Origin of the sequence: Ginsengibacter hankyongi, assembly GCF_008710285.1 — a bacterium.
In the GTDB taxonomy this organism is placed as follows: domain Bacteria; phylum Bacteroidota; class Bacteroidia; order Chitinophagales; family Chitinophagaceae; genus Ginsengibacter; species Ginsengibacter hankyongi.
Genome location: NZ_VYQF01000001.1, coordinates 1,726,193 through 1,749,470, shown reverse-complemented (window position 1 = coordinate 1,749,470; position 23,278 = coordinate 1,726,193). Strand labels below are relative to the sequence as shown.

Sequence of the window (23,278 nt, the reverse complement as noted above, 5' to 3'; positions counted from 1 at the left end):
AATTTTTAATTTTTTGAAATGCAATTCAAACGTAAAGAATTTTTGCAAATAGGCTCGCTTGCAACGGCATCTTTAATGCTGCCAAAATTTTTAAAGGCATTCGACGGAAAAGCGATTGTGCCTCCCGGTAATAAAGTTTTGGTTGTGCTGCAATTCAGCGGAGGAAATGATGGCCTTAATACGGTCATTCCTATTCGAAATGACATCTATTATAAATCACGCCCAAAACTTGGAATTGAAAAAGAGAAAGCATTATCGCTTACAGATGAAGCAGGAATTAATCCTGCATTACCTGCATTTAAAGAATTGTTTGATGATGGCAGTTTAGGGATTATGAACAGTGTTGGTTATCCCAATCCCGACCGTTCTCATTTTCGCAGCATGGATATTTGGCAAAGTGCAAGTGATAGTGATAAATATATTTACACAGGTTGGCTGGGACGATACCTGGATGCGCAATGCAGCGGCTGTAGTAAGCCTACGCAGGCACTTGAAGTGGATGACGTACTAAGCCTTGCTTTAAAAGGCGAAAATAATAAAGGCCTTGCAGTTAAGGATCCGAAACGGTTGTATAACACCAGCCACGAAAAATATTTTAAAGAAATAAATGCCGCACATGAAAACGGGGAAGAAACAGTAGATTATTTGTATAAAACACTTAGTGCAACATTAAGCAGCGCTGATTATATTTACCAGCAGAGCAGGCTGCATCCCTCATCGCAAATTTATCCTCCAACAGAAATGGGTAAGAATCTAAAAACAATTTCATCGCTTATTATGAGCGATATTAATACCAAAGTTTATTACCTCAGCCTTGGTAGTTTTGATACGCATGTAAACCAGGAAAATCAGCAGAGAAGGTTATTTACCGAACTGAATGATGCAATAAGCGCTTTTGTAAAAGATCTAAAAGCTAACAACCGGTTCGATGATGTAATGCTGATGAGCTTTAGCGAATTTGGAAGAAGAGTTGCACAAAATGCAAGCGGCGGTACGGACCACGGAACGGCAAACAATATGTTTTTTATTGGCGGCGGTTTAAAGCAAAAAGGATTAATAAATGCAATGCCCGACCTTAATGATTTAAACGAAGGGGATTTAAAATATAAAGTGGATTTTAAGGACGTTTATGCAACGGTATTACGTAAATGGCTAGACGCAAATGATAAGGAAATTTTGGGAACGCAATATGAGTATATGAATTTTATATAAGCAACATGAGGATAAAATGCTAACATAAAAAACTCCCTGAAATAATAATTACTTCAGGGAGTTTTTAATAAGAAGCTTTTTTATGCAGAACCGGTTTTATCTTTTACAATGGTGTTTAAAGATTTCAGCCTGCTAAAAATTAATATCCCACCAATAAATGCTGAAATGACAAGTATAAGAAAGAACACTTTTTTATCTGTAAAATCATCCCAAAAACTTGTCATAACACCTGCAATTTTTCCACCAATGGATGTAGACAAAAACCATCCGCCCATAAGCAAGGCCGTTAGTCTTGCCGGTGCAAGTTTTGATACTAATGATAAACCAATAGGGCTTAATAATAGTTCACTAATTGTAAAAACAAAATAAGTTCCCCAAAGCCAGTAAGGAGATGTCTTTTCAAGATAAACGGAGTTAACCGACATGATAGCAAACACCATCACCAATGCCGAAAGGCCTGAAATAAATAAGGCCATTCCAAATTTTGCGGCTGTCGAAGGCTCTTTATTTCTGTTTCGCAAAAAACTAAACAGGAGAACAAGCAGAGGTGTAAGTATTATTATAAACAGAGGGTTTATAGATTGAAATAATTCTGTATTGGCTAATTTTTCATTTCCCTTTTCCGGCCACTCACTTTTAGGTACATTGTTAAAGTAGGGATCAGGCCCCATCACCTGCACCACCCTTGTATTCTTATCTACGATATTACCGTCCACCAACTTTACATTGCCATTACCCGCAGGGCCGGCAATTGCTGCGTTATCTTTAATATCAACAAAATATTGATCTACTTTATTTACAAGTCTTGGGCTATCGCTTACGGTTTGCATAAAGCCTAATGATCCAGCTATTTTTTCTCCAGCTGGGGAAACCGTTCTGTCAGTATGCTTTTGAGCCCATAAAGTAAGTCCTGTAGAATTTTGGTTATAGATCGTCCAGAAAATAATTGAAATTGCAAAAATAAACAGTAACGAGCCAATGCCTTTTTTATCCTGGCCTTTTGCCCCTATATAAAGCGAAACATAAAAAGCAATAATCGGGAGGCAGGCAAAAATAAACGCATCATTTGATTTGCTTCCCATTATTGTGGTTCCAAAAAGCATTGTTGGAACTATCCATCCAATTACTGCGGCAATTATTGCAGGCAAAAATACATATCCAAAAATTTTACCTATTGGCATATCTTCCGGCCGCTTCTCCTTTTTTATTTCGCCTTCCCGCACGTTCTTGAGAGAAGAGGCGAGAATAATCAATCCAATTATTAGTCCTACACCTGCCGCGGAAAATGCATATCCCCATCCATATTTGTTTCTTAAATATGCAGCAACAAAATTGCATACCAGTGCACCAATATTAATTCCCATATAGAAAATATTATAAGCATTATCTTTTAATGGTTTAAGATCCTCACGATTATAAATATTGCCAAGAATGGTAGAAATATTTGGCTTAAAAAAACCATTTCCAACAATTATTAAACATAGTGAAACATATAATGCCGTATTGCCAGGAAGCGCAAGGCCAAAGTAACCAAGCGCCATTAAAGTACCTCCAATAAAAATTGATTTAATGTATCCTAAATAACGATCAGCAAGCAAGCCACCAATAAATGGGGTCAGATAAACAAGGGCAATAAAACTACCCACAATATCAGCACCCATTTTTTCAGTTAGCCCCTTACCACCGGTTTTATCGTCAATAAGATAAAGCAGCAAAATACCAACCATTAAGTAATAGGCAAATCGTTCCCACATTTCTACAAGGAAAAGCACATACAAAGATTTTGGATGCCTTCCTTTCCTTGTTTCAGCAGTATTTGCAGGAATTCCTTGGTCTTGCATAGTCTCAGTATTTTAAAAATTAACAAGCAGGTTTAGTTATTTAATAAATTGTAAAGTACAGATAAATTTTAAATACCAGTATTCAATTTTTACAAATTAAATGAAGTGATATTAATTCTTTACAAAAGGTAATGAAGTGAAAATCTTAATTCATAACTTGCGAGTTCTTATCCTTAAATTAAAAGATTTCTTTTGAAAATACTTATTCTTGGCTCCGATGGAAGAGCACATGCTTTTTGCTGGAAGATTAGCCAAAGTGAATTATGTACTCAATTATTTATTGCGCCCGGTAATGCGGGTACTGCGCAGTATGGCGAGAATATTGACATTGCGATTACCGATTTTGATTCAATTAAGAAAACGTGTATTGCCAAAAGTATTGATATGGTTGTTGTTGGCCCGGAAGAGCCGTTAGTAAAAGGTATTTATGATTTTTTCAAAAATGACGAATCCCTTAAAGATATTATAGTAACCGGGCCTTCCGCTGGTGGTGCAAGACTCGAAGGCAGCAAAGCGTTTGCAAAAGCGTTTATGCTGAGGCATAATATCCCGACGGCGTATTACAAAGAATTTGACGCAGATTCTTACGATGAGGGGCTTGATTATATAAAAAACCATCGATTGCCGGTTGTGCTAAAAGCTGACGGGCTCGCCGCAGGAAAAGGTGTTGTTATTTGCAATAATCCTGTAGAAGCTATGGGAGAATATGAACTTATCATTCAAAAATCAAAATTTGGAGAGGCTGGTAAAAAAGTAGTGGTTGAGCAATTCTTAGATGGTATTGAGTTAAGTGTTTTTGTTCTTACTGACGGTAACGCCTATGTGCTTTTTCCCGAAGCGAAGGATTATAAAAAAATACTGGAAGGCGATAAAGGTCCAAATACTGGTGGCATGGGTGCTGTAAGCCCTGTTCCGTTCGCTTCAGAAATTTTCATGAATAAGGTTATTGAGAAAGTGATTGAGCCAACGATAAAAGGATTGCGTGAAGAAAAAATAGATTATAAAGGATTTATATTTTTTGGATTAATAAAAGTGGAGGATGACCCTTTTGTTATAGAATACAATTGCCGCATGGGCGACCCGGAAACAGAAGTGGTATTATTGCGCCTGAAAAATGATCTTGTGAAATTGCTAATAGCCACGGAGCAAAAAAAATTGCATGAGGAAGAAATACTGTTGGATGAAAAAGCGGCTGCCACTATTGTTGCAGTAAGCGAAGGATACCCGGGAAATTATAAAAAAGGATTTGCAATAGAATTTGGATACCTGGAAAATCCTGAGGCTATGAAACACATTGATTCCGAGGGCGGCGTAATGGTTTTTCATGCGGGAACCAGGCAAGATGGCGGGTATGTTGTAACTAACGGTGGAAGGGTAATTGCAGTTTCGGCAATTGCAGATACGCTTGCCGAAGCAGTTGAGCTTTCTAAAGAAATATTAAATCAAATACATTTTGAAGGAATGTATTACAGAAAAGATATAGGATATGAGTTTATTAAATAATAATATCCAATTTCATTTTAACTCATTATTGTAAATAAAGCAGCCGAATTTTCCATTTTTTCAGCTAACTAAATCCCTTGAAAATTTAAAATTTAAATTTCGCATAAACGGTTGTAGTTATGCGTTTATAAGGGGTTAACGACTAATAATTTTAATTACGAAATTGTAAAAATCTAAATGAGCTTACAATTGTTAATTCAAATTATTTCCTACAACTTTGCATGCATTCGTAATTTCTCAATATCTAGTTAAAACATGGGTCTTTTTAATTTTTTTACACAGGAAATAGCCATTGATCTTGGTACCGCAAATACGCTGATAATTCATAACGATGTTGTTGTTGTAAATGAGCCATCTATCGTTGCATTAGATCGAAATAATCCGAAAAATATATTGGCGGTGGGCAAAAAAGCATTGATGATGCATGAAAAAACCCACGAAAGCATCAGAACAGTACGTCCGTTAAAAGATGGGGTGATCGCAGATTTCAATGCTGCTGAGCTTATGATACGGGAGATGATCAAAAAAATCTATCCCAAAAAACCATTATTTCCGCCGAGCTGGCGAATGATGATTTGTATTCCCAGCAGTATTACAGAAGTGGAGAAGCGTGCAGTGAGAGACAGTGCAGAACAGGCGGGAGCTAAAGAAGTTTATCTGCTTCATGAGCCTATGGCTGCAGCTTTGGGAATTGGAATTGATGTGGAAGAACCAGTTGGAAATATGATTATTGATATCGGTGGCGGAACTACCGGTATTACTGTTATTGCGTTGGCAGGCATTGTTTGCGATCAATCCATTCGCATAGCTGGTGATGAATTTACCGGCGATATTATGGAAGCGCTTCGCCGTTATCATAGTCTTCTTATTGGAGAGCGAACGGCAGAACAAATAAAAATTCAGATTGGCGCTGCAATGAAAGATATAGATAATCCCCCGGAAGATATGCCGGTAAATGGGAGAGATCTTGTAACCGGTATTCCTAAACAAATAATGGTAAGCTACCAGGAAATTGCTGAGGCTTTGGATAAGTCAATTTTTAAAATTGAAGAAGGCATTTTAAAAGCTTTGGAAACTACACCTCCCGAACTTGCTTCGGATATATATCGTCGCGGGTTATATTTAACGGGTGGTGGCGCTTTGCTAAGAGGACTTGATAAAAGGCTTGCAGCAAAAATTAAACTTCCAGTTCATGTAGCTGATGATCCATTGAAAAGTGTGGTGAGAGGTACCGGCCTTGCATTAAAGCATTACGACCGCTATCCTTTTGTAATGAGATAAAAAGAACTTAGCTAACAGGTGATATTTAATAAATCAAAAGGTGCTGTATCTTCCAAATAAACTTTCGAAATTTCCTGTTAAAGCGGGATAGAAAAGTCTTTTATGCGTAATATTTTTCTTTTTATCCGCATCTATTTTAATTTCCTTTTCTTTTTATTTCTGATGGGCATCTCTTTGTTTATGCTATTTAATTACAATCGCTATCAACATACCGTGTACTCGGCTACAGCAGGGGAAATTACCGGAAGAATCAGCAAACAATACAATGATGTTGAATATTATTTTCAACTTAAAAAGACAAATGATTCGCTTGTAAAAGCAAATGCTGTTTTGTATAATAAACTAAAACAGGATTATGAAATGCCCGATACAGTGAGCAAACTTGCTGTTGATACAATACAAATTGATACCATTCTTCATCAAAGAAAATATTTATACCTGCCTGCAAAAGTGGTGGGCAATTCTGTGAGTCAGCCCAACAATTATCTTCAAATTCACAGGGGTTCGCTGCAAGGGGTAAGCGCAGATCTTGGCGTAACGGATATCAATAATTATGTGGTTGGAACTGTTGTTGATGTAAGCAAAAATTATTCGGTAGTAATGAGTTTACTTCATCGCCAAAGTAACATTAGTGCGAAGCTTAAAAAAACGGGAGAAACCGGGAGCGTTATCTGGGATGGGGTTAAACCAAATGTTGTTATTCTGAAAGATATTTCAAAAGAAGTGAAAGTTGCAAAAGGCGATAGTGTTATTACAAGCGGCTTCTCTGATAAGTTTCCGCTTGGTCTGCTCATTGGTACAGTAACAGAAATTGTGAATGACAAAACGAGCAGTACTTATACCATCAAAGTAAAAACTGCGGCAAATTTTTATAACCTGCAATATGTAAATATTATTAATAATCTTCAAAAAGATGAACCAAAGCAACTTTTAAAAAGTGTTAAAAAAATAAATGAGTAGCCTCTTAAAAAATATTATCCGGTTTTCTTTTTTTATACTGGTGCAGGTGTACGTACTTAACCAGGTTCCACCATTGCATCATCTCGTTACCCCATATGTTTATTTTTTATTTATTCTCTGGCTTCCTTTCAAAATAGGGCGACGTGCCTTAATGCTTCTTGCTTTTGCCATTGGTTTTTGCCTTGATTGTTTTATGAAAACTTATGGGTTACATACTGCACCCTGCGTATTGATTGCCTATCTGCGGCCTTTTTTAATAAATCTCCTTATTTCGCAGGAAGGCGCCGAAAGTAATTATAATGAACCGTCAATTAAAAGCATGGGCTTCACTCCCTATTTTACCTATGTTGCCATTTTAACCCTGTTGCATCATTTTTTACTTTTCTTTTTACAGGCTTTGCAAATGGGAGGTTATTTTTATTTTATATTGAAAACACTATTATCTTCTGCAATTAGTCTTTTATTAATTTTATTAACAGAGCTTTTATTCGTTCGAAAGCAAAGATTTAGAACTAATACAGTATAGACATATTATTTTTGCAGTAAATTCCGTTCTATTCTTTCTCAACCCCCCAAAATCATTATAAGTCTGTGTCTGTTTTTAACCAGTCCCGAAAAAATATAATTATTGCCATGTTCCTGTTTATGGCGTTGGTTATTATTCTGCGGCTTTTAAACCTCCAGGTTTTAAATAAGAAATATTCCATAATGGCTGATGAGCAGGGAAAATTTCGTAAAGTAATTTATCCCGACAGGGGAATTTTATTTGATCGTAATGGTAAGGCTATTTTAAGAAATACTATTATTTATGATCTGATGGTAACGCCTTCAAAGCTAAAGGGAATGGGCTTAGATACTGCTGCTCTATGCCACATTCTTGATATAGATACGGCGGAATTTAAGAAAAGAATTATTAATGCTATTATTAAAAACAGGAGCTATCGTGCTTCGGTTTTTGAGCCTTTACTTCCACCTGAAAAAATCGCACGGATTAATGAAAGCATGTACAAATTTGTTCCCGCATTTTACCTGCAGGAAAGGCCGGTTCGCGATTATCCTTTTGATGCTGCGGGAAATATTTTGGGTTATCTATCGGAAGTGGATTCATCATTTATTAAAAATCATGAAAGCGATGGATACCAGGTGGGAGATTATGCCGGCAGAACCGGATTAGAACGCAGTTATGAAAAAGTATTAATGGGCCAAAGAGGTATTGAGTTTTGGAAAAGGGATAATAAAAACAGGCTTACGGACAGGTTTGATAAAGGAAGGTATGATACTGCTGCCATTCCGGGCAAAAACCTGCATCTTTCACTGGACATTAATTTGCAAATGCTTGGTGAGCATTTAATGGAAAATAAAATCGGTGCTATTGTTGCTCTCGATCCTAAAACCGGCGGCGTTCTTGCGATGATAAGCAGCCCTACCTATAATCCCGGACTTTTAGCCGGTGCCGAAAGACGGAAACATTTTGCAGACTTACTTTTAGATCCACGTCTTCCAATGATTAACAGAACGGTGAATGCCTATTATTCGCCCGGATCTACTTTTAAAACATTGCAGGCACTAATCGGTCTCCAGGAAGGCGTTATTACAACTTCAACAAGGTTTCTATGCACCGGTGCTTTTTATGGTTGCGGTAAGCCAATGGGTTGCCTCGATCCGGGCAATTTTAATTTGAAGGGAGCAATAGCCGTTTCATGTAATACTTACTTTGCGAACGTTATGCAAAGAGTTATTAATAATCCACAATATGGTTCTGTTGATAGTAATCTTAAAGTTTGGGATCATTATATGTATTCTTTCGGGCTTGGCCATAAATTAGGAATTGATATTCCTACGGAAAAAGGCGGCCTTATTCCTACCCCCAGAACTTATAACAGAATTTATGGAGACGGTCATTGGAATTTTTGCACTTTTAAATCTGTTAGCATAGGCCAGGGCGAAGTAAATGTTACCCCATTGCAGGTAGCAAATGAAATGGCCTACCTCGCAAATAAGGGCTGGTACATAACTCCCCACCTGGTTGATTCTATTGAAGGTGGAGACATTTATGGTCTGTTGGATTCTTTCAAAGAAAAACATCAGCCTCTTTCTATTCCGGATACAATATTCAATGCGGTACATGATGGTATGCAGGGCGTAATGGAAACAGGTACAGGATCGGCCGCGAAGGTTCCCGGCATTGTGGTTTGCGGTAAAACCGGCACGGTCGAAAACTATTATAAAGGTGTTAAACAAAAGTCTCATGCTTTTTTCGCGGCTTTCGCTCCAAGAGAAAATCCTCGTATAGCCATAGCCGTTATTTGTGAAAATGCGGGAATGGGTGCTAACTCTTCAGCGCCCATAGCCAGCCTGATGATAGAGCAGTATTTAAAGGATTCTATTCCTGAACCAGATAGGAAAGCAAAAGTAGAAGCACTTGCTAATCTTAATTTAATGCCGGCACGTATCTATGAAGCCATTCGCATTCGGGATTCTTTACGAAAAGTCAAAAATAATTCTTACAATATGGAAAAAGGATATATAAAATCGGCGAAAGATACTTCAGAAATTGAAGATGATGAGGACGGAGCAGACTCTTTATATAAAGAAAAAAAGCCTGTTGAAAAAAACAATTCACTTACAGACACACTGCCTACTAAAAAAGATAACGCATATTTTAAGCCTCAGCGGGAAGCAATATTGCCTGAGAGAAAAAAGAAATCAGACATTTCTCAACTAATAAAATAAATTTATTTCTCAAGTTAATGAGTAATCAATCTGTAATATCAAAAGGAATTGACTGGGTAACGGTTTGGCTTTATATAATCCTCGTGTGTATAGGAATACTTTGTATTTTTTCAGTTGAATACCATGGTAATGAAAATATTATTCAAAGTATAACCGGTTTGAAAAAAAATTATTCCAGGCAAATACTCTTCCTCGGAATCTCATCAGTAATCGCAGTGATAATTTTATTAACCGATAGTAAATTTTTCACGGCCACCGCTAATCTTAGTTATGTTTTAGGATTATTTCTTATGATCGCGACTTTTGTCGTTGGAAAAGATATCAATGGGTCAAAATCATGGATTCCGCTTGGATTCTTTAATCTCCAACCGGTAGAGACTTGTAAAATATTTACGGCTCTTGCGCTTTCAAAATATTTATCACGGCCCGAAACAAATTTTGAAAAGCCACGCTCACAACTTATTGCAGCAGCTATTATATTAACTCCCGCGGCATTTTCAATCCTGCAAAATGAAACTGGCCTGGCGCTGGTATATTTTTCTTTTCTAATTCCAATGTACCGGGAAGGATTACCCCCGGTTTATCTTATTATCGGGTTTTCATTTGCAATACTTGTAGTGGCAACTATTTTAGTTGAGAAAAATACTTTGGCAATTATTCTTACTTCGATCGCCGGTTTAACTGTTTATATTTTGAGAAAAAGTATAAAACGCGATAAAAGTGTGCTGGTTGTAATTCTTGGCCTTTGGATTTTATGTGTAAGTATTCAACGATTTGCTGTTCCCTATATTTTTAATCATGTTTTGCATCCCTACCAGGTTGAAAGAATTCTAAACACTTTTGGCGTAGATTATGTTCCCGATGCAAAGGCGGATTCGAGAGATCCTGAACAGCAAAAAGAAATTCAAAAATCAAAGGCATTAAAGAAAGCAAAAGAAAATTATAATGTTAAACAATCAAAAATTGCTATTGGTTCGGGTGGATTATTTGGCAAAGGGTTTTTAAAAGGAACACAAACGCAGGGAGATTTTGTTCCGGAACAACATACCGACTTTATTTTTACAAGCGTTGGAGAAAACTTTGGATTTTTAGGAAGCAGTTTAATTATTATTTTATATTTATTATTCATGTTAAGAATTGTATTTCTTGCAGAACGGCAACGAAGTACTTTTAGCCGCGTATACGCTTATAGCGTTGCTGCCATTTTGTTTTTTCATGTTACGATAAATATTTGTATGACGGTTGGCCTGGCGCCTGTTATCGGTATTACATTACCTCTGATGAGTTACGGCGGATCCTCTTTATTGACCTTTACAATATTGATTTTTATTTTAGTGCGCCTCGATGCAGACAGGCACATGGTTTTGCGATGAGAGTAAATAATTCAAACTCACTGCATTTTTTTTATAAATTATTTCAAGTTTAAATACTACTTAAAATAAAAAGCATTTATGAAGATTATTCCGCTAAGTGAAGGTTCGTTCACTGTTGGCCAAACAAAAAAATTTGTTCCCTTCCGGGTTGCTGAAGATGACTTGCAGCAAAGGTCGAAGGGAAGTTTGCTGGTAGAGATTCAGCCTTTCGTTGTTATTGCTTCAAAAGATATTTTGTTATTAGATACCGGCTTAGGCTTTGCCGATGAACATAACCAATTACAGATTCATAAAAATTTGGCTTTGCATGGAATCGACTCTTCCGATGTAACAAAGGTCCTTTTATCTCATCTTCATAAAGATCATTCAGGTGGAATAGCAATGCCGGGTAAAAAAGAATTAAGTTTTCAAAATGCAACTTATTATATCAATCAACACGAATGGAACTTTGCTTTTGAAAAAGGATTTCCATCTTATGTTACTGAAGATTTTATTTGTCTTAACAACAGTAACCAATTGCAGTTTATAGAAGGTAACGGAACAATAGATGAATACATACATTATGAAATGACGGGAGCCCACAGCCCTTACCACCAGGTTTTTTTAATTGATGATAATGTTGAAAAAATATTTTTTGGTGGAGATGTAGCACCGCAACTTCAGCAAATGAAAAACAGGTTTAAGGCGAAATACGATTATGATGGGGCTAAAGCGATGGAGCTAAGAATGAAGTGGTGGCAATTGGGAGAAAAAGAAAAATGGACGTTCCTTTTTATCACGATATAAAGTATCCCTATTACAGGTTTTAAAAGCGTTAAAATAGAAAAGGCCTGCCCTAAAAAGGGCCGGCCGTTGCTAACCTATGAAAAACACCTAGTTACAAAAATAGGAGAAATTTTAGTTTCTCCAATTATGATTTTAATTTATTACATAATAATTTAAATATTTACCTGCGGAGCGGCTCTAACCTTTGCTGGTTCCGTTTTTGAAGCCTTCGAATTAATATTTCTCGAAAGTCTCTCTCAGCATTAAAAAGCTTATTTACCTTTTGCGGACCAATTACTTTTTCAAAAGAGGCCACATATTTTTTACGGATATTCAATAACTTTTCTTCGTTTTCGATTACAGGCCCGTTTTTATCATTTAGTTGAAGTGCTTTAATTTCCTGGTCGTATTGATTGTAAATGGGCCAGAATTTTTGCGCCTCATCCGGAGTTAGCTGGAGTTTTTGAGTGATGAATGCGATTTTTAATGACTGAATCTTTTCTCCATCTTGCGCTTTAAGTCCAGGTAAACTACCAACTATTAATAATAATATAAGTAAATATTTTTTCATTTTTTATGGAGTTGAGTTACTAGTTTTTTTATTTTCTATTTTATCCAAATATTCATTCAAGGTATTCTCATCCTTTAAGTAATCAGATTCGCTGGGCATTTCGCTCACGTCAGTATTATTTATGAGTAATTCATTATCTAAAACATTACCATTCTTTACAAGATATTTGGCAATATCCGCATCATCTAATTTTGCAATTCCTGCGTTTACATCAGCCTCGGTTTTATATTGTAATGAAGCCTGGACATAACCTGGGAAAGACGAATTACTGTTATTAGACGAGCCCCTGAATACCTCTAGGGATGTCACGGCAATACCACCCGTAACCACTGCCGCCGCCGCATATTTCAACCAGAAAGTTCTTTTTTTCATGGTAATAACCTTAACCGCAGCAGGCTTTAATTTTTGATTAATATTTTCTGCAAGAGATTCAAAATAGCCTTCAGGAACTGTAAAAACATTTTCACCCTTTAATGCATATAACATTGGTGAAAGATTATTTATTTCTTCTTTAGCACTTTGGGCATTAGTTGTTCTCACTTTTGCAAGAATCAAATCACTTAAGTTGTCAAAATAACCTTCAGGAACTGCAAAAATATTCTCCCGCTTTAAACTATATAACAATGGAGATAGCTTACTTATCTCCTCTCCGGCACTTTCAGGATAAGCGGCCTTAACTTTTGCAAGAATTGAGTCGCTTAAGCTATCAAAGTACCCGGCAGGAACTTCCTGGAGATTTCTTTTATTAATATTTTCTACCGGTGAAGAATTATTAAGAATTGCAAAATTGGTTATCCTTGCATGCAACTCATTAAAATAACCTTCCGGAACACTAAAAACATTCACCTTCTCCAGCCCTGCAAGTAGTGGGCTGATAGCCATTAATTCATTTAATATTTCCGGTGAATTCTTCATTACGTTCTATCAGACTAATTTAATGGGTTTAGGTTTAACTATTTAATATAAACTCTTCAATTTTTTTTGCCGCATGATGGTAGCTCGCTTTGAGCGCACCTTCGCTTGTATCCAGTATTTTACTCATTTCTTCATAAGGCATTTCATCATAATATCGCAGGTTAAAAACAAGCCTTTGTTTTTCAGGCAAATTTTGAATGCCGAGCTGTAATTTCCATTCAAGCTTATTGGCGTCAAAATTCGTATCACTTTTTAACTTATTGCTCAATCCACTTTCCACATCACTCAGCGACACAGAACTTCTTTTTTTCTGCTGGCTCAAAAATGTAAGCGATTCATTGGTTGCTATGCGATAAAGCCACGTATAAAGCTGGCTGTCTTCCCTAAAATTTTCAAGCCCCTTCCAAACTTTAATGAACATGTTTTGCAGCACATCATTCGTGTCGTCGTGGTCAACGATCATTCTTCTTATATGCCAGTAAAGCTTTTCCTGGTATTTTTTTATAACACCTGTAAAAGCCTGTTCCCTGGTTGCAGGGTCTTTAAAGCTTAATAAAAGTTCCTGGTCATCTGTTTGAAGGGCCATAAATGTTTAAATATCTGGGCAAAAATAGAAAAAACCATGTGTATGACTCTATTTTGAATCGTACGTTTAAATATAAGTCCTCAATTCTTTACTATCATTTTAATAAATTCTGAAAATCCAGCTTTGATAAAAACTTTTTTTGGGAGAGAATTAAGCAATTTTAATTCTTCATTAAGAGTAGTTTCATTATCAAGAAATTTAAAAATATCAGCGGCTTTGTTTTTCTTAAAAAGAATAGAAAAAATAAGCTTACCGGCCAATAATTTTTTAGAAAGAATATGCAGGAGCGTACTATCATAAAAGTAGAATCTCCTTTTTAATTTTTTCTTTTTTGAAAGATTGCCTTTTACTATTAACTCTCCAACAATTTCCTCTGCCTGCTTCTGAATGAATCTGAATGTATAACCTGTGGAAGCTTTTGTTTGTCCGCCTGCCGTTCCAATAAAATACATACCATCTTTATAATAAGGAAAATTTTTGTTTGTCATAGGGATTACGCCAAATTCTTCCTCTACAACAGTATAGTCATGAAGGTTTAAAAATTCTTCAAGGTATTTTTGAAGTTCATTATCATATTCCTTATCAGGTAAAATATTTTCACTAAATAAAGTATATTCAAGTAAGGCTTTAGTAGAAGATAATGGTAAAACATACACGAAAGTAGTTCCATGGTTTTGCCTTACCCTAAAATCCATAAGCGTTGCCTGGGCAGGGTCAAACACATTTTCTTTACTTTCTATTATCCAACCTTTAAAATGTTGTAATAGATAAAATTTATTTTTTTGTTTTTCAGATGGAATATAAAGAGAGTTAAAGATGATGGTATTCTTATTATATACTAACGGCTCATCATTAATTTTTATCGTAATTAATTCATTTGTTTGCCCAAAAGAAATGTCCCCATAAACAATATCAATATTTTTTTGATGGGTTAACTCGGAAAAACATTTTTTATAAAAGTCGATGCCCTGTATCATTTTGTATTGATAGTTGCCCATTTCCAAAGGAATAGAATCCGCACCGGTTGTCTTAAAAAATACCTGTTTCCACTTTCGGTAAACAATGTCTTCAAAAAAACCTGGTTCCTCTTCCCAAAAACACCAAGTACGATCGTTTTTTGTTTTTGGCTCTTTATCTATAATCAATATTTTTTTTTCAAAAAATTTTTTGGAATGGATCATTCTCATAAGTATGCTTATAGAGGCACAACCAGCACCTAGAAAAATATAATCGTAGCGTTTCGAATCCATTTACGCGGAAGCAATTATTTAATAATCTTTTTAAGAATTGAAGATAAATAATTCAGTAGTGAATGAATAAAATTATAAGAAAGAAAAAATTATTAAAAGAAGATATAATTATGAAGATTGCATATTGGAGGAAACAGAAGAACTAGTTGTAATTTTATTTTCAGCAATTCTTTTTTTATCTGCTCTCACTTTGTCCCAATATTTTTTTGCAACCATAAGCATTCCAAAACTTTCGCCATCCTCTTTATCTATATGCTTGTGATGCATTTTATGCGCCCATCTTATACTTCGCACATATATATTATTACTTCGTGTGAAGAGCTTAAGTCGCTGGTGAATTATTACATCATGTACAACGAAATATGCAAAGCCATACATAGCAATACCGGTGCCTATTGCAGCCAGCCAGAATTTGTTATCAAATGTTCCAAACAATATGCAAAGAATACTTGGTATGGAAAATATAAGGAAGAAGGCATCATTTTTTTCAAAAAGACCCGGTCCTTTTTTATGATGATCTTCGTGCAAATACCATAAAAAACCATGCATAACATATTTATGCGTAAGCCACGTAACTCCTTCCATTAGAAAGAATGTACCAAGCATTATTACTATGAATAAAAATATTTGCATCAATTACAAAAGTAAGATTTAAAAAGCCCCCTGTTTTATAAAATCAGTGTAAAGTTTAAATTATAGTTTATTAAAGTTCTTTTCATGAAACGTTTTGATTTTCGGCAAAGCAATCTTAAACCATTCTGTGTATTTCTGCGGATGTGTTTGCACGGAGTCAGTAATATCTTCTAATTTTTTATAACAATAATCACTTACTTCAGCTTTATCTGCTTTAATTTCGCCATCATATATTCCTGTAAAAACGTGATCAAATTCATGCTCAGTTAATCCATTGTCAAACGTTGCATTGTAAATGAAATTAAATGCAGGAGTAAGTCTTGTTGAGAATCCCATTTCTTCTGAAAGCCTTCTGCAGGCCGCATTTAAAGTATCTTCTCCGGGAAGTGGATGGCTGCAGCACGTATTAGTCCAAAGGCCACCATTATGATATTTGCCTGGTGCCCTCTGCTGCAAAAGAAATTCGCCATTGCTTTTAAAGATAAAAATACTGAATGCCCGGTGTAATAAACCTTGCCTATGCGCCTCCATTTTTTCCGCAGTGCCTATTTGCACATTATCCTTGTCAACTAATATTACTTCTATCAAATCTTTAATGGCTTTAATGAGTTATTAAATGAGCTTGAGTTGATTTTTTACTGTGGCTCTCATAACTATAAGTGCTTTCGAATAGTTAGGTATTCTTATTCGACGCTCAAGAATTTTTTCTGCTCGTGTGCGCTTTATTTTTTTGAAAAGAGAAAGATAATATTTATAAGCAACATATACGCCAAAACGGGCCTTAAGCGGCAATTGCGTTATCCCATCATAGGCATTGCTAAAATCTGCCATAATTTCTGCCTCAATATTTTTTTTACATACGGGAGTAAAATTTCTAAAATCAATCCCCGGAAAATAAGTCCTTTCCAATTGCTGATAATCTGATTTTACATCTCTCAAAAAATTTACTTTTTGAAATGCCGCACCAAGTGACTGCGCATAAGGCATAAGTTTCTCATATTTCAATTGATCTTTTTCACAAAAAATGTTAAGGCACATGAGCCCTACAACTTCTGCACTTCCATAAATGTAGTCTTTGTAATCAGTGGGGTCATAAGTATTTTTCTCCAGGTCAAACTCCATGCTTTTAAAAAAAGCGTCTATAAGTTTTATATCAATTTCATATTCATTCACCGTTAGCTGGAAACTATTAAGTATTGGATTAAGGCTTATTTTTCTTTCGATTGCTTTGTAAGTTTCATTTTTAAATTCTTTTAAAAGTTGCTCTTTATCATATTCATGGAAAGTGTCTACAATCTCATCTGCAAAGCGCACAAATCCATAAATATTGTATACGGGCTTTTGCAGGTCTTTGTGTAAAAGCCTTATTGCACTTGCAAAAGAAGTGCTGTATTTAGTAGTGGTGAACTTACTGCACTCATAACTCACATCATGAAAGAGCTGTATCATAAGCCATGGTTTATGTTAATACTGGTTTTTTTATTAAATACAATTTAAGAATTAAAATGTTTAACTACTTCTTTAGCTACCACTTCACCACTTATAAGTGATGGCGGAACGCCGGGGCCTGGTACTGTTAACTGCCCGGCGTAAAAAAGATTTTTAACTTTTTTGCTCCTGCACGACGGTTTTAAAACTGCAGTTTGCATTAAAGTATTTGCCAGTCCATAGGCGTTCCCTTTAAATGCGTTGTACTCGTTTACGAACTCTTCAGGACCAAAAGTTTTTTTATAAACAATATAATTCGTCACTTCTTCACCTATATATTTTTCAAATCGCTTAATAATTTTTTTAAAATATTCTTCTCTCAATGTTTCTGTATCGCCAGGCAATCCGGCTGCAACAGGAATAAGAAAAAACAGGTTTTCACATCCATCAGGCGCAACACTTTTGTCAGTAACTGAAGGTGTACAGACATAAAAGAGTGGCTCTGATGGCCATTTTTTTGTAATATAAATTTCAGTTCCATGCTTTTCGAAATCAACATCAAAGAACAAAGAATGGTGTGTAATATTTTTTAATTTTTTATTTAATCCAACATAATATAATAAACAACCAGGAGCTAACACTTTCTTATTCCAATAAGATTCTTTATAGCTTCTCAATTTAGCCGGCAATAGTTTAGTTTCAACAAAATGATAATCGGCGGTAGCAACTATTACATCGCTATTGTAATTTTTTATAATTGTTTGCCCGTTATCATAAAGCTCACTGGTAATTCCGATAGCACAATTAGCTTTAGTATTGATAGCGGTAACATTTTCATTAAACTTAAATTTCACGCCTAATTCTTTTGCCAGCACATACATCTCATTTACAATACTATACATTCCATTTTCAGGATACCAGGTTCCACCTTTTATATCCGCGAAATTCATTAAGCTATAAAGAGCAGGTATATCTTTTGGCAAAGCGCCTAAAAACAAGACCGGAAACTCAAGTAACTGCCTCAGTTTTTCACTTTTAAAATATTTTCGAACATGGCTTTGAATCGAAGAAAATACATCCAGTTTCCATACGCCTTTTATGAGATCCCAATCTAAAAATTCCCTCAAAGATTGCCCGGGTTTTTGAACAAGTTTATTAATTCCTACTTCAAATTTATAAGCGGCCTGTTCAAGATATTGATTCAATTTTTCACTGCTTCCTTTTTCTATTTTTTCAAATAAATTCTTCAATTCTTCATAATCAGCAGGAATTTCAAAGGCTTCATCCTTCCAAAAAATTTTGTAGGAAGGATCTAGCCTTTTTAATGAATAATACTCTGAACGTTTTTTACCAAAACATTGAAAGTATCTTTCAAATACTCCTGGCATCCAGTACCAGCTTGGTCCCATATCAAAAACAAATCCCTCATCTTTAAGTTGTCTCGCACGCCCACCCGGCATATTATGCTTTTCAATTACTGTTACATCCCAGCCATTCTTTGCTAAAAATGATGCTGTTGATATTCCGGAAAAACCGCTACCTATTATTATTGCTTTTTTCAAATTTTTAAATCAAATCAAAAGGTAAGCCTTCTGTGAGTTGTAAATTAACTTTTAGAATACAGTTAAAATCTGCTTATCTGTTTCTTAAGAAGTTTCCTGGCAAAATGAATCCTGCTTTTAATTGTGCCTAAAGGTTCGCTTAATATTCCGGCAATCTCATGGTATTTGTATCCATCAAAATATAATAAAAAAGGTTCTTTAAAAATAGACGGTAAATGATAAACTGCTGTCTGAATTTCTTTTAACCTCAATTTGCTTTCTGCAAGGTTTGATATCGCCGACTGATTAAAATCTAATAAAAAATCATTTGGCGTGGTATCAAAAATTACATGCTGCTTGCTTTTTTTTCTGTAATCGTTTATGAAAATATTACGCATGATAGTATATAACCACGCTTTAATATTGGTACCATTAATGTATTTCTCACGATTTGCTATAGCTTTATATAATGTTTCCTGAACAAGGTCTTTAGCACTTTCTTTATCTCTTGTAAGGTTAATTGCAAAGGGATTTAAAAAATCAGAATTAACTAAAAGGAGCTGGTTAAATTCCAAAGTTGACATGATAATGTTTAATGTTTATATAATCAAAGTTAAACAAAAAATTAAATTGGAATATTTTTTTTGTTTAATTATTTTAAACTAAAGATTTAACAAAGCAGGTGCCAGAATTTTTTATAGATAATCTAAGCTACTGTAGATTTTTAATGAATTCTTTAACCTCGGCCAGGGATTTTTTAAAAATTATTTTTTGTGGAATTTTTTTCTCGTAAGAATGTGTGAGTCTTCCTGAAATGATTAAAGGAAATTTTTTGAACTCTTTATTAATTGTAACAAGGAACTTATCGAAATTGAAATCGGGACCTGCTGTGGTGAGGTGAGTATAAAGGTAATCAGGTTTTTTCGCGGATGTTACTGTTTGTAATTCTCTAAATGGAATATTAGCACCAAGATAAATAACCGGTATACCTTTTTTCTTTAAAAGAAAGGCTACAAAAAGAAGCGAGATTTCATGATACTCGCCCTCCGGAAGAAAAAGGCAGATTTTTTTTACAGATGTTTTCTTTGTGGAAAGAGAATCAATGCCAACAATTATTTTTTGTCGTATAATGTTACTTACCAGCCTTTCGTGTGCAGGATTTATGTGGTTAGTAAGCCATAAAATGCCTACTTTATCAAGAAACGGGAAGATGATATTAATTATTGATTCCTCGATTCCGGAATTTGTTATATACCTATTGATGATATTTTCAAAGCCATCCGAATCGAAATTTATCATACACTCCAGCAGATCATTAATTACAATATTTGCTTTAGCTTCTGTACCGGTTAAAGAAAGAACACTTGCAAACATTGCCTCACGGCTCATTTTATTTATACGTGAAATTTTGTACCCAGATTTATTAAGAAGCGCAATGTTAAGAATGACCTTGAGCTCATCACTGGTGTAAAATCTTATATTAGTATCTGACCGGTTTGGTTTAATAAAATCATAACGCTGTTCCCAAATGCGGATAGTATGGGCTTTTATACCCGAAAGATTTTCAATATCTTTTATTGTAAAAAGCATTCAATTTGTTTAAGCTATTACAAATTATTAGGCTGAGATGTTTAAAAAAGAAAAAAGGAACTTTTGTATAACGCTCTTATATAGTTGTAGATTTTTTTTAATTATCCGATTGATGCAATTATTGCTTTTAAATAAGCCTGGATAACAATTTGTTTATCATATTCTGCAATAATTTTCTGTCTTGCTTTTTTCCCCATTTCTCTACGTTCTTCAGCAGAAAGTAATATCATTTTTTTCATTTTATCTGCCAGGTCAAATTCATCTTTAACACGACAAAGAAAACCTGTTTCATTATCGGAAACGATTTCTTTACACCCGGTAGTATTTGTTGTAATAGTAGGTTTTTCCATGCTTGCAGCTTCCAGCAAAGTATTCGAGGTGCCCTCGCGATAGGATGGCAGAACAATACAATCGGCTTCGGCAATAAATTTCCTCACATCTTTTTTTTCTCCCAGGTAATCTATTACTCCTTCATCAATCCAGTTTTGTAATTGAGTATGCGTTATGGTATTCCTTTTTAAATTTTGGGTCCAAAAAGGCCCCATTACATTGAAAATTGCAGTCGGAAATTTTTTCTTTATAATTCTTGCTGCATTAATGTATTCAAAAATCCCTTTGTCTTTTATAAGCCTTCCGATAAATAAAAAAATAAATGAAGTAGAATCATGCCCTTTTAAAAGTATCGGGCTGAATTTTTTGTAATCGATTCCTGAACCTGGGATTCTTTCGGCAATTGAACTTTTTACAAATTTTCTTTCAATGAATAAATTCATATCGTCGTAATTCTGAAAAAAAACTTTTTTAGTTTGGCTTAGCGCATTTCTATATAAGGAGCGTGCCGTGCGGTATACAATATTTTTGCTTATAAATAATGGCCCCACGCCCGTGATGTTTGTGATCGTTGGTATTTTCAATTGACGAGTCACAAGGTTTCCCCAAATTGCCGGTCTTATGCTAAATGTGAGACAAACATCTGGCTTAATTTTTTTAAGTGCCCGGCGGAGATTGCAGATATATCTTGAAACTTTTACAAGGTTTAAATTTCCTGAACCAATATTTATTACCTTCAGGCCCATCTTTTCAACCTGGGTTACAAAGCGATTAGTATGTGTTAGAATATAGACATCACAACCTTCTTCGAGGAGGTGCATCATAAGGCCTTCTCGCATTGTATAAGTTGATAAAAGCCCGTTCTCAATGACAGCTATTTTTTTCCCAGTTAACTCAGTACTCATTTGTAAACTTTTTTATACCAAATTTCCATTGATAGTAATGTCCACAATATTTTAGCTCTTTTCTCCCCAGAGATATTTATTTTTTTTGAAAGCAGGTCGTGAACAAAGTTTTGTTTTACAAAATTTTTATAAAAACATTGAGGAGAGGTTAAATAATCGAAAACAGTTTCTTTCAATTCATTATCAACCCAATTTTTTAATGGTATTTCAAAGCCTCTTTTTGGTTGATTAATTAGTGTAGGGGGAAGGTATTTTACCGCTAACTTTCTTAAGATGTATTTGGTAGTTTTACCTTTTATTTTATAAGAATCGTTAAGCGGCGGAACATATTCCAATAATTCTTTTGAAAGAAACGGGCTTCTTCCTTCCTGGGAATTTGCCATTGTAGCAATGTCCATTTTTACAAGAAAATCACTAAAAAGAATGACATCGAAATCGAGGTTCATAATTTTCTTCAAACCCGATAAATTGCTATCGGCAATACTGTCGAAATCATTTTTAATTGGTTGCAAATAGTCAAACCCGGGTTTCAAAATAGCATCTTCGTAATCTTCAAAAATATCAGCTCCGGCTGAAAGATAAATTTCTAAACTAGATTTTGACGCAAGAGATGCAAGCCTGTATAGGTAATTATATGTCGATCTTTTGTTCTCCGGCTGCGGCATTGTGCTTTTGAAAAATGAAGCGCCTTTTTTTACAAGGAAATTTTTCTTAAAAAAATCATAACCGGCAAAGGGAACATAACGCCGGTATCCACCGAAGAGCTCGTCTGCTCCATCTCCATTTAACACAACCGTTACATGCTTTTTGGCTTCTTTACTTACATAATAACTTGGTATTACTGAGCCGTCAGAAATTGGTTCCCCGTAGTTTGATAAAATCTTTTCCAAGTCGGTTTTTAAGCTTGAAAATAAAATTTTAATTTCAGTGTGTTGTGTTTTATACTTTTCTGCAACAAGTTTCGCAAGTGGCGCCTCATTATATTCGCCAACAAAAGAGACCGTAAAGGTTTTAAGTTTATTATTGTATTCGCGGGCAATTGAAGTTATGATTCCGCTGTCAATTCCAGCGCTTAAAAAACATCCTACCTCCAGGTCACTTGATTCAATTCTTCTTTTCACGGCTGTATGAAGATAGTCGTCCGTTTTTTGTAAAGCTTCTTCAATGGAATCGTTACTTTGTTTTCTATAAAAATCGTTGATGTTCCACCATCTTGTTTGAGTAATAGAAAGGCTTTCGCAATCAACCACAAGAAAACTACCCGCTATCAACTCAGTTACATTTTTATATGGGGTAAATTGTCTGTAGAAAGTACCCAGTCTTAAATAATGATAAAAATTTTCACTATTTATTTCAAGGGGAACCATACTTTTCAGGCAGTTTAGTTCGCTTGCAAAAACAAATTTATCTTCATTATGGTAGTAATAGAAAGGCTTTTTTCCTGAACGATCCCTTGCGATAAAAAGCTTATTTTTTATTTTATCATGAATTACAAAAGCAAACATTCCATCGAGATATTCCAAAAATTGTGTACCAAATCTTTCATATAAAAGAAGTAACGTTTCGGTATCTGAAGAAGTATAGCCTGTTAAATTAAATTGTTTTCGGACCTCAGAGTGGTTGTAAATTTCTCCATTGAAAATAATGGTGTATTTATTACCTAAGTGCATTGGCTGTTTACCTCCCGCAATGTCAAGTATCGAGAGCCGCAGATGAAAAAAAATTACGTTTCGATCTGTATATCCGTTTTGTTCATTCGGACCGCGGTGGCCCATTGTTTTGATTACATCCTGATAAGAAAAATCGGAGTTAATACTTCCAGCAATTCCACACATTAATATTCCTGAATTTTATAGCGTGC

Annotated in this window: 21 protein-coding genes; 8 read left to right on the top strand and 13 right to left on the bottom strand. The window is 35.1% G+C overall.

The features are described from left to right. Positions 1-18 precede the first annotated feature (18 nt). Positions 19-1,212 (top strand): DUF1501 domain-containing protein, encoded by a 1,194-nt coding sequence (locus FW778_RS07325; protein ID WP_150413948.1) that lies wholly within the window; start codon positions 19-21, stop codon positions 1,210-1,212. A gap of 80 nt (positions 1,213-1,292) precedes the next feature. On the opposite strand, the gene FW778_RS07320 is transcribed toward FW778_RS07325, so the two are convergent. Beyond that, positions 1,293-3,053, bottom strand: a complete 1,761-nt coding sequence (locus tag FW778_RS07320) for a peptide MFS transporter (protein WP_150413947.1) — start codon at positions 3,051-3,053, stop codon at positions 1,293-1,295. Between the two features lie 192 nt (positions 3,054-3,245). On the opposite strand from FW778_RS07320, the gene purD reads away from it, so the two are divergent. The 7 genes from purD to FW778_RS07285 all read left to right on the top strand — a co-directional run bounded on the left by purD (position 3,246) and on the right by FW778_RS07285 (position 11,689). Beyond that, positions 3,246-4,556, top strand: coding sequence for a phosphoribosylamine--glycine ligase (gene purD / locus FW778_RS07315; RefSeq protein WP_150413946.1), 1,311 nt, complete (start codon positions 3,246-3,248; stop codon positions 4,554-4,556). Between the two features lie 255 nt (positions 4,557-4,811). After that, positions 4,812-5,837 carry a rod shape-determining protein gene (locus FW778_RS07310; protein ID WP_150413945.1) on the top strand — a complete coding sequence of 342 codons (1,026 nt, stop codon included), beginning with the start codon at positions 4,812-4,814 and terminating at the stop codon, positions 5,835-5,837. A 102-nt stretch (positions 5,838-5,939) separates the two neighbouring features. Further along, positions 5,940-6,797, top strand: a complete 858-nt coding sequence (gene mreC / locus FW778_RS07305; RefSeq protein WP_150413944.1) for a rod shape-determining protein MreC — start codon at positions 5,940-5,942, stop codon at positions 6,795-6,797. After that, complete coding sequence (locus FW778_RS07300; protein ID WP_150413943.1) at positions 6,790-7,323, top strand: rod shape-determining protein MreD; 534 nt, start codon at positions 6,790-6,792, stop codon at positions 7,321-7,323. The genes mreC and FW778_RS07300 overlap by 8 nt, the downstream gene beginning before the upstream one ends. Before the next feature lie 65 nt (positions 7,324-7,388). Next, entirely contained in the window at positions 7,389-9,530 is a 2,142-nt protein-coding gene (gene mrdA, locus FW778_RS07295) for a penicillin-binding protein 2 (protein ID WP_150413942.1), read from the top strand. 17 nt (positions 9,531-9,547) lie between these two features. Next, the gene (gene rodA, locus FW778_RS07290) at positions 9,548-10,903 is read left to right on the top strand and encodes a rod shape-determining protein RodA (protein ID WP_150413941.1); all 1,356 of its coding nucleotides are present in this window, start codon (positions 9,548-9,550) and stop codon (positions 10,901-10,903) included. A 78-nt stretch (positions 10,904-10,981) separates the two neighbouring features. Continuing rightward, the gene (locus FW778_RS07285) at positions 10,982-11,689 is read left to right on the top strand and encodes an MBL fold metallo-hydrolase (RefSeq protein ID WP_150413940.1); all 708 of its coding nucleotides are present in this window, start codon (positions 10,982-10,984) and stop codon (positions 11,687-11,689) included. 160 nt (positions 11,690-11,849) lie between these two features. Here FW778_RS07285 and FW778_RS07280 read toward each other — a convergent pair whose 3' ends face one another. From FW778_RS07280 to asnB, 12 genes are all read right to left on the bottom strand, one after another. Then, positions 11,850-12,239 carry a hypothetical protein gene (locus FW778_RS07280; RefSeq protein WP_150413939.1) on the bottom strand — a complete coding sequence of 130 codons (390 nt, stop codon included), beginning with the start codon at positions 12,237-12,239 and terminating at the stop codon, positions 11,850-11,852. A 3-nt stretch (positions 12,240-12,242) separates the two neighbouring features. Then, the gene (locus FW778_RS07275) at positions 12,243-13,154 is read right to left on the bottom strand and encodes a hypothetical protein (protein ID WP_150413938.1); all 912 of its coding nucleotides are present in this window, start codon (positions 13,152-13,154) and stop codon (positions 12,243-12,245) included. A 34-nt stretch (positions 13,155-13,188) separates the two neighbouring features. Further along, positions 13,189-13,740 (bottom strand): RNA polymerase sigma factor, encoded by a 552-nt coding sequence (locus tag FW778_RS07270; RefSeq protein ID WP_150413937.1) that lies wholly within the window; start codon positions 13,738-13,740, stop codon positions 13,189-13,191. A gap of 80 nt (positions 13,741-13,820) precedes the next feature. Then, entirely contained in the window at positions 13,821-14,990 is a 1,170-nt protein-coding gene (locus tag FW778_RS07265; RefSeq protein ID WP_150413936.1) for a lycopene cyclase family protein, read from the bottom strand. 108 nt (positions 14,991-15,098) lie between these two features. Then, a complete protein-coding gene (locus FW778_RS07260) occupies positions 15,099-15,623 on the bottom strand; it encodes a sterol desaturase family protein (RefSeq protein WP_150413935.1) in 525 nt (174 codons plus the stop codon). Positions 15,624-15,683: 60 nt separating this feature from the next. Continuing rightward, positions 15,684-16,211 (bottom strand): isopentenyl-diphosphate Delta-isomerase, encoded by a 528-nt coding sequence (idi, locus tag FW778_RS07255; protein ID WP_150413934.1) that lies wholly within the window; start codon positions 16,209-16,211, stop codon positions 15,684-15,686. A gap of 24 nt (positions 16,212-16,235) precedes the next feature. Next, on the bottom strand, positions 16,236-17,072 hold the full coding sequence (locus FW778_RS07250; protein ID WP_150413933.1) for a phytoene/squalene synthase family protein: 837 nt from the start codon (positions 17,070-17,072) through the stop codon (positions 16,236-16,238). A gap of 44 nt (positions 17,073-17,116) precedes the next feature. Then, positions 17,117-18,613, bottom strand: coding sequence for a phytoene desaturase family protein (locus FW778_RS07245; RefSeq protein WP_150413932.1), 1,497 nt, complete (start codon positions 18,611-18,613; stop codon positions 17,117-17,119). A 62-nt stretch (positions 18,614-18,675) separates the two neighbouring features. Further along, positions 18,676-19,176 (bottom strand): RNA polymerase sigma factor, encoded by a 501-nt coding sequence (locus tag FW778_RS07240; RefSeq protein WP_150413931.1) that lies wholly within the window; start codon positions 19,174-19,176, stop codon positions 18,676-18,678. Positions 19,177-19,303: 127 nt separating this feature from the next. Further along, positions 19,304-20,182, bottom strand: a complete 879-nt coding sequence (locus tag FW778_RS07235) for a MerR family transcriptional regulator (protein ID WP_150413930.1) — start codon at positions 20,180-20,182, stop codon at positions 19,304-19,306. Between the two features lie 101 nt (positions 20,183-20,283). After that, positions 20,284-21,417, bottom strand: coding sequence for a glycosyltransferase family 4 protein (locus FW778_RS07230; protein WP_150413929.1), 1,134 nt, complete (start codon positions 21,415-21,417; stop codon positions 20,284-20,286). Next, on the bottom strand, positions 21,414-23,252 hold the full coding sequence (gene asnB / locus FW778_RS07225) for an asparagine synthase (glutamine-hydrolyzing) (RefSeq protein WP_150413928.1): 1,839 nt from the start codon (positions 23,250-23,252) through the stop codon (positions 21,414-21,416). The genes FW778_RS07230 and asnB overlap by 4 nt, the downstream gene beginning before the upstream one ends. Positions 23,253-23,278 lie beyond the last annotated feature (26 nt).